Source organism: Hymenobacter agri (assembly GCF_054778495.1).
In genome coordinates, this window is the sequence record NZ_BAAGZM010000252.1 from 1 (window position 1) to 5,823 (window position 5,823).

Consider the following 5,823-nt stretch of genomic DNA (forward strand, 5'->3'; position numbering starts at 1 on the left):
TGGCCAGGTTCAGCACGTCGGCCGCGTTCAGCGTGTAGCTGCCGGCGGCGGGCACGCCCACAGCCAGCGGCACGATGCGCTGCGTGGTGGTGAGCGGCTCCAAGCCGTTCACGCACAGGCGCAGGGTGGCCGAGAGGCTGCTCGACAGGTTCAGCCCCGAGGGGTTGGGCAGCTTCTCGCCATCGTACTGCGCGTCGAGGCCGTTGGTGGCACCGGCTTCGAAATACACGAAGGCGTCGTCGGTCCGGGAGTTGCCCGCGCCTTGCAGCGTCAGGTGCACCAGCGGCTGGGTGCCGGCGGTGCGGTGGTAGGTCGGGTTGGTGTAGCTGGTCAGGCGGTGGCTGTTCTTCAGGCTAAGCGAGCCGGAAGTCTGCCCCGCCGATACCTTCACGAAGAAGCCCTGGCCCAGCGGCAGCACCGGGCTGATGGTGCCGATGCCGTTGTTGTAAAACTTGTAGCTGCCGGTGTAGGGGTTGGTCGGGTCATCGCTAACAAACACATACATGATGCCGTCCACGTTGGGGCGGTCGGCGGCCGTCACCAGGCTCCAGTCCAGGGGCGAGGGATAGGGGTTGCCCACCAGTTGCAGGCCGGCGTCGGCAGCCGTAGCGCCGCTGTTGCGGTTCAGCGTCTGCGTCAGGGTGCCGTTGTTCGGAGCACCCACGAAGTTCCAGGTCTGCGCGGCGGCCAGGTTCACGGTGTAGCCCTGGCCCACGGTCAGCGCGTCGCCGGTCGACGAAGGTGAGAACCAGCCTTTATCAAAGATGGGCAGGTTGTTGGTCGTCGTGGCCAGGCGGCCCTGGTCGTAGCCATACACTGTGGGGAAGAGCGTTACGGCCGTCGGCGTGGCCGACGTGTTGTAGGCCGGATTCACCACCGGCGAGAAGCTGCCCGTGGTCAGGCTCGCCACCGTGGCGTTGCTGATGGGGGCCGACACGTGGCGGTAGCCCAGGTTCGGGTTCACGTCGGGCGTGATGTAGCGCTGCACCGTGGCGGTGCCCACAACAGCGGCGCTGCCGTTGTTCACGACCATGGCCGTGCCGCTGGCATTCGATTCCAGCGTGAGCGGGTTGCCGTTGGTGGTAAAGTTGCCGTTGAGCGTGAACAGGCGTTGTACCGACGCGCCGGCCGAAGTGGCCAGTTGTGCGGCGTTAGCGCCCACCGTCAGGTTCCAGAAGCGGGTGCTGCTGCTACCCACAATGCTGCTCAGCGTCGTGTTGCCCAGGCTAGCCGTGCCGCCAGTCGGCTGGAACGTACCGTTGTTGGTCAGGTTGGCGGTGATGTTCAGCGTGCCGCCGGTCTGGGTCAGGCTGGCGCCGCTGTTCAGCGTCAGGTTCCGCACGTTGGCCGTGCCCGAGGTGATGGCCGGGAAGCGGCCGCCGCTGGGCGCAGTGGGAATGGTAGCGTCGGTGCTGGTGCCGGGCACAAAGTTGGGCGACCAGTTACCGGCCGTGTACCAGTCGGTGTTCACGGCGCCCGTCCACGTCACCAGCAGCGGCGAGGTAATGAGGATGGAGTAGTTCTGCGCCCCGGTCGCGCCGAAAGCGTCGGTAGCCGTCACCGTGAAGGAGATGGACGAACCGCTGGTCGTGGGCGTACCCGCCAGCAGGCCGCCGGCCGTCAACGTGAGGCCCGCGGGCAGCGTGCCGGTCGTCACGGCGAAGGTGTAGGGGCCCGTGCCGCCCGTGGCCGTCAGCGTCTGGCTGTAGGGCGTGCCCACCACACCATTGGGTACTGTGGCAGGGCTCAGCGTGATGGTGGGGGCCGCAACCGCTAGCGTGTAGCTGCGCGAGCCCGTATAGGGGCCGCTGCCCGTCGAGGCGTCGGTTGCCGTCACCGTGAAGGTGAACGAGCCGTTCACTGTGGGCGTGCCGGCAATCGTGCCGTTGGTCAGGCTCAGGCCCGTTGGCAGGGCACCGGCCGTAATGGCGAACGTGTAGGGAGCCGTGCCGCCCGAAGCCGACAGGGTCTGGCTGTAGGCCACGCCTCGCGTGCCGCCCGGCAGCGAGTTCGGGGCTACCGTGATGGCGGGAGCCAGGAAGGTGAGGGCGTAAGGCGAAGGCGTACCAGCCGTGTTGAAGTTGCCGGCCGCATCCTGGGCCACGTTGGCCGGTACGGTCACCGTCGTGGCCGTGCCGGGCGTGGCCGGCGTCACGTTAAACGTGAAGGTGGTGCCCGCAACAACGGTGGTGAAGCCCGAGATGGCCCCATTAGTCACCGTCACGTCGCCCTGCACGAAGCTGCCGTTCACGCTTTCCGAGAAGGTCACCGTGAAGGGAATCGGCGAGGTCGTGGTCGTCCCGCCGCTGGCCCCAGCGGAGCTCGTGATGGTCACCGAAGGACGCGTCGCATCGATGGTGAACGTGTTCGTGTTCGAATTCACGCTCACCGACGTACCGCTGGCCTGCGCCGTGGCGTACACCGTGTGGTTACCGTCGGTCAGGCTCGTTGGCTGCGTCAGGCTGAAGCTGCCGCCGGCCGTGGCTGTCGTCGTGCCAATGCTTGCGCCGTCTACATACACCGTTACCGTCGAGTTGGCCGGAGCCGTGCCCGAGTAAACTGGCGTGCGGGTATTCAGCAGGCTGCCGTTGGCCGGGGCCGTTACCACCGGGGCCGGGGTAACCACGGTGAAGGCTTGGCTCAGCGTCTGGCTGCAGGGCAGGCTCACCACCAAGTTGCCCGAGGTCGCGTTGGCCGGCACCGTAAACTGGAAGCCGGTAGCGCTGATGCCGGTGGCCGTTACAGGCGCGCCATTCAGCGTCGCGCTGGTCAGGCCGCTCAGGTTGGTACCGCTCACCGTCACGAGGGTGCCCGGCGTGGCCGGATTGGGGGTGGCGCTGGTGATGGTAGCCGTGGGGGCCGGGTTCACCGTCACCTGGGCCACCGACGTGCTGGTGTTGCCGCTGCCGTCGGTCACGGTCAGCAGCACGTACTGCGTTTTGCTGGCCTCCGAGCAGTCGTAGCTCAGGCTGCTGGCGTCGGCCGAGTAGCCGGCCTGCACGGCCAGCGCCTTGGGCGTGCCGCCGCAGGGGTCGCCGAGCGTGGGGTTGTTGTTGGCGCTGGCTCCGTTGACAGCGTCCATGCTGCCGCTGCTGCGGCCGATGAACGAGTTGGTCGCCGTGGCCACGCTGTTGGCGGCGTTGCAGCTGCCGAGGCGGTAGTTGCCGTTGCCATCGTCGGTGGGCGTGCCGTAGCTGGCGAAACGGATGGCCGTGAAGTTGGACCCGTTGGGCGTGCTCAGCGTCAGGGTGCTGCCTTCGGCTACCCGGCCGCGGGCGATTTTCTGAATGGTGTAGGTGAGCGTACCCGAGCCGGTGCTGCCGTTGTTCACGCTGCTGGCGTTCAGGGTGGCCGAGCCATTGGCAGCCAGGTTCACCGTCACGTTCTGCGCCGTCGCCACCACTGGCTGCGCGTAGGTAATGGTGAACTGCGCAGCGGCGGTGTTGCCGTTGCCGGCTGCATCCTGGGCCACGTTGGCCTGCACGTTCACCGTCACGGTGGTGCCGCCGCTGGTGGGCGTCACGTTGAAGGTAAAGGTCGTGCCCGAAACGGCGGTGAAGCCCGAAATCGTACCGCCCGTCACCGTCAGGTCGCCCTGCGCGAAGCTGCCGTTCACACTTTCCGAGAAAGTCACCGTGAAGGGAATTGGCGTGGTGGCCGTGGTGCTGCCCGAAGCGCCCGCCGACGAGCTGATGACCACCGATGGCCGCACGGTATCCACCGTGAAGTTATTCGTGCTCGAATTGACGCTCTGGGTTTCGCCGCTGCTCTGGGCGCGGGCGAATACCGTGTGCGAGCCCTGGCTCAGGGCCGTGGGCTGGGTCAGGCTGAAGGTGCCGCCGGCCGTGGCCGTGGTCGTACCAATGGCCGAGCCGTCCACGTAAACCGTTACCGTCGAGTTAGCCGCGGCCGTGCCCGCGTAGGCCGGCGTGGTCGTATTCAACGAGCTGCCGTTGGCTGGGGCCGTTACTACCGGGGCCGCCGTTGCCGGCAGCTGGTACTGCACGCTCACGGAGTTGCTGGCCGAGTTGCCGGTGTTGTTGGCGTCGTTGGCCACGTTGGCGGCCAGGCTCACCGTCACCGTCCCAGCGCCGCTGGGCGTCACGGTGAAGGTGTAGGGGCCCGCGCCGCTGCCGCTAAAGCTGCCGCTGGTCACGGTGCCGCCGCTCACCGTCACGTCCGCAGCCGTGAAGCTCGTGCCCACGCTCTGCGAGAAGCTCACCACGAACGGAATGGGCGAGGTGCTGGTGGGGCTGGCCGAGGTCGTGCTCACTGTGGCCGTCAGGGCCGGGGCCGTCACGCTGAACGAGGCCGAGGTGAAGGTGTCGTACGTGGGGGGAGTATTGCCGTTCGGCTGAATGCTGCCCACAAACACGTCGTTGACGAACACATTCAGCCGCTGGTCCTTGCTGGTGTAGTTGCGCTGCATGGCCAGGAAGCTCACCTGGTAGGTGCCCGTGGGCACGGCCAGGTTCTGCGAGATGCCAGCGTTGTTGTCGCCGGCGCTCTGTATCAGGGCCACCGCGTCGCCGTCGGCCGCCGTCGAGCCGAAGGCGCTGCCGTTGCGCGAAACACCGGACAGGGCGGTGAAGCTCCAGGGACTGGCGACCACGGGCACCGCGTCGGTCGCCTTCCGGAAGCCGCTGGGGTCCACATTGTTGCTCTCGAAGCTACCGTTCTGCAAGGCGTTGGCCCCGGCCGTGGTGGTGCCGCTTTGCAGCACTTGCACCACGTCCACGAAGGCCGTCACGTCGCCGTTGCCGCTGGCGCTGCCCCCCGCCTGAATGCGCAGGGTGGGCGCGGCCGCGAAGCTCTTGGTGATGGTGTACACCTCACCTGCCGTGTAAGGCACGTTCGATACCGTGGGCGAAATGCCCGTGCTGTTGGCCACATCCAGGCGCAGGGTGCCGTTGCCGGTGCCCGTGTTCACCACTACCGTATAGGTCGTGCCCGAGCCGCTCGTACTGCTTACGCTGCTGCCCGTCACGGTAGTGCCACTGTTGGTGGTGGTGAAATTGGTCGTCGTCACGCCCGTCACGCTGCCCGAGAATACTACCCGGTAGCTCACCTGGGCCGTGGCCGTGGGCGAGGGCGTCAGGCGCGTTACCGATACTACGGTGGGGAGTGCTGTCGTTGTGAAGTTCTGCACCGCGCCGTAGCTGGTGCCGACCGAGTTGGTAGCATAGGCCCGCACCGAGTAATTGGTGCCGGGGGTCAGGCTCGATATGGTAGCCGAGAAGCTGCCCGTGCCCGAGCCGTTCGCGGCCGTCGTCACGCCGGTGCCGCCAATGGCGGGGGTACCGTTGGTGCTGGTGACGCTGTACACAACCCCGCGCCCGCTCACCGACGCGCCGCCGTCGGCCGTCACGTTGCCGCCGAGCACGGCGCTGTTTGTCGTCACGCTACTGGGTGCAGCCGTGATGACAGTAGGTACTGTGGCGGTTGTGGTGAAGCTGACCACGCTGCCGTAGCTAGTGCCCACGCTGTTGATGGCGTAGGCGCGTACGTAGTAGGTAGTACCAGGCGTCAGGCCGGTAATAGTTTCAGAAAACGAGCCCGTGCCCGTACCGTTGCTGTTTTGGGTGCCGCTGCCAATGGCAGGCGTCGTGTTGGTGCTGCTGTATACCACGCCGCGCTCCGTCACGGTCGCGCCGCCGTCAGCCGTCACGTTGCCGCCCAGCACCGCGCTGGTCGACGTAATAGTCGTAGCGGCGGCCGTCGTTACCGTTGGGGCAGCGGCCGAGAATACGGCGATGCCGGCCAGAGCGGTGGCGGTTGCCCCGCTAATGGGGGCCGGCGTCAGAAATGTGCTGACCGCGTAGG

Annotated in this window: 1 protein-coding gene; it reads right to left on the reverse strand. The window is 67.0% G+C overall.

Translation table 11 applies throughout. The features are described 5' to 3' along the window. Positions 1–5,823: beta strand repeat-containing protein (locus ACYVDE_RS12960; protein WP_460501964.1), on the reverse strand; the 5,823-nt coding region annotated here is incomplete at both ends.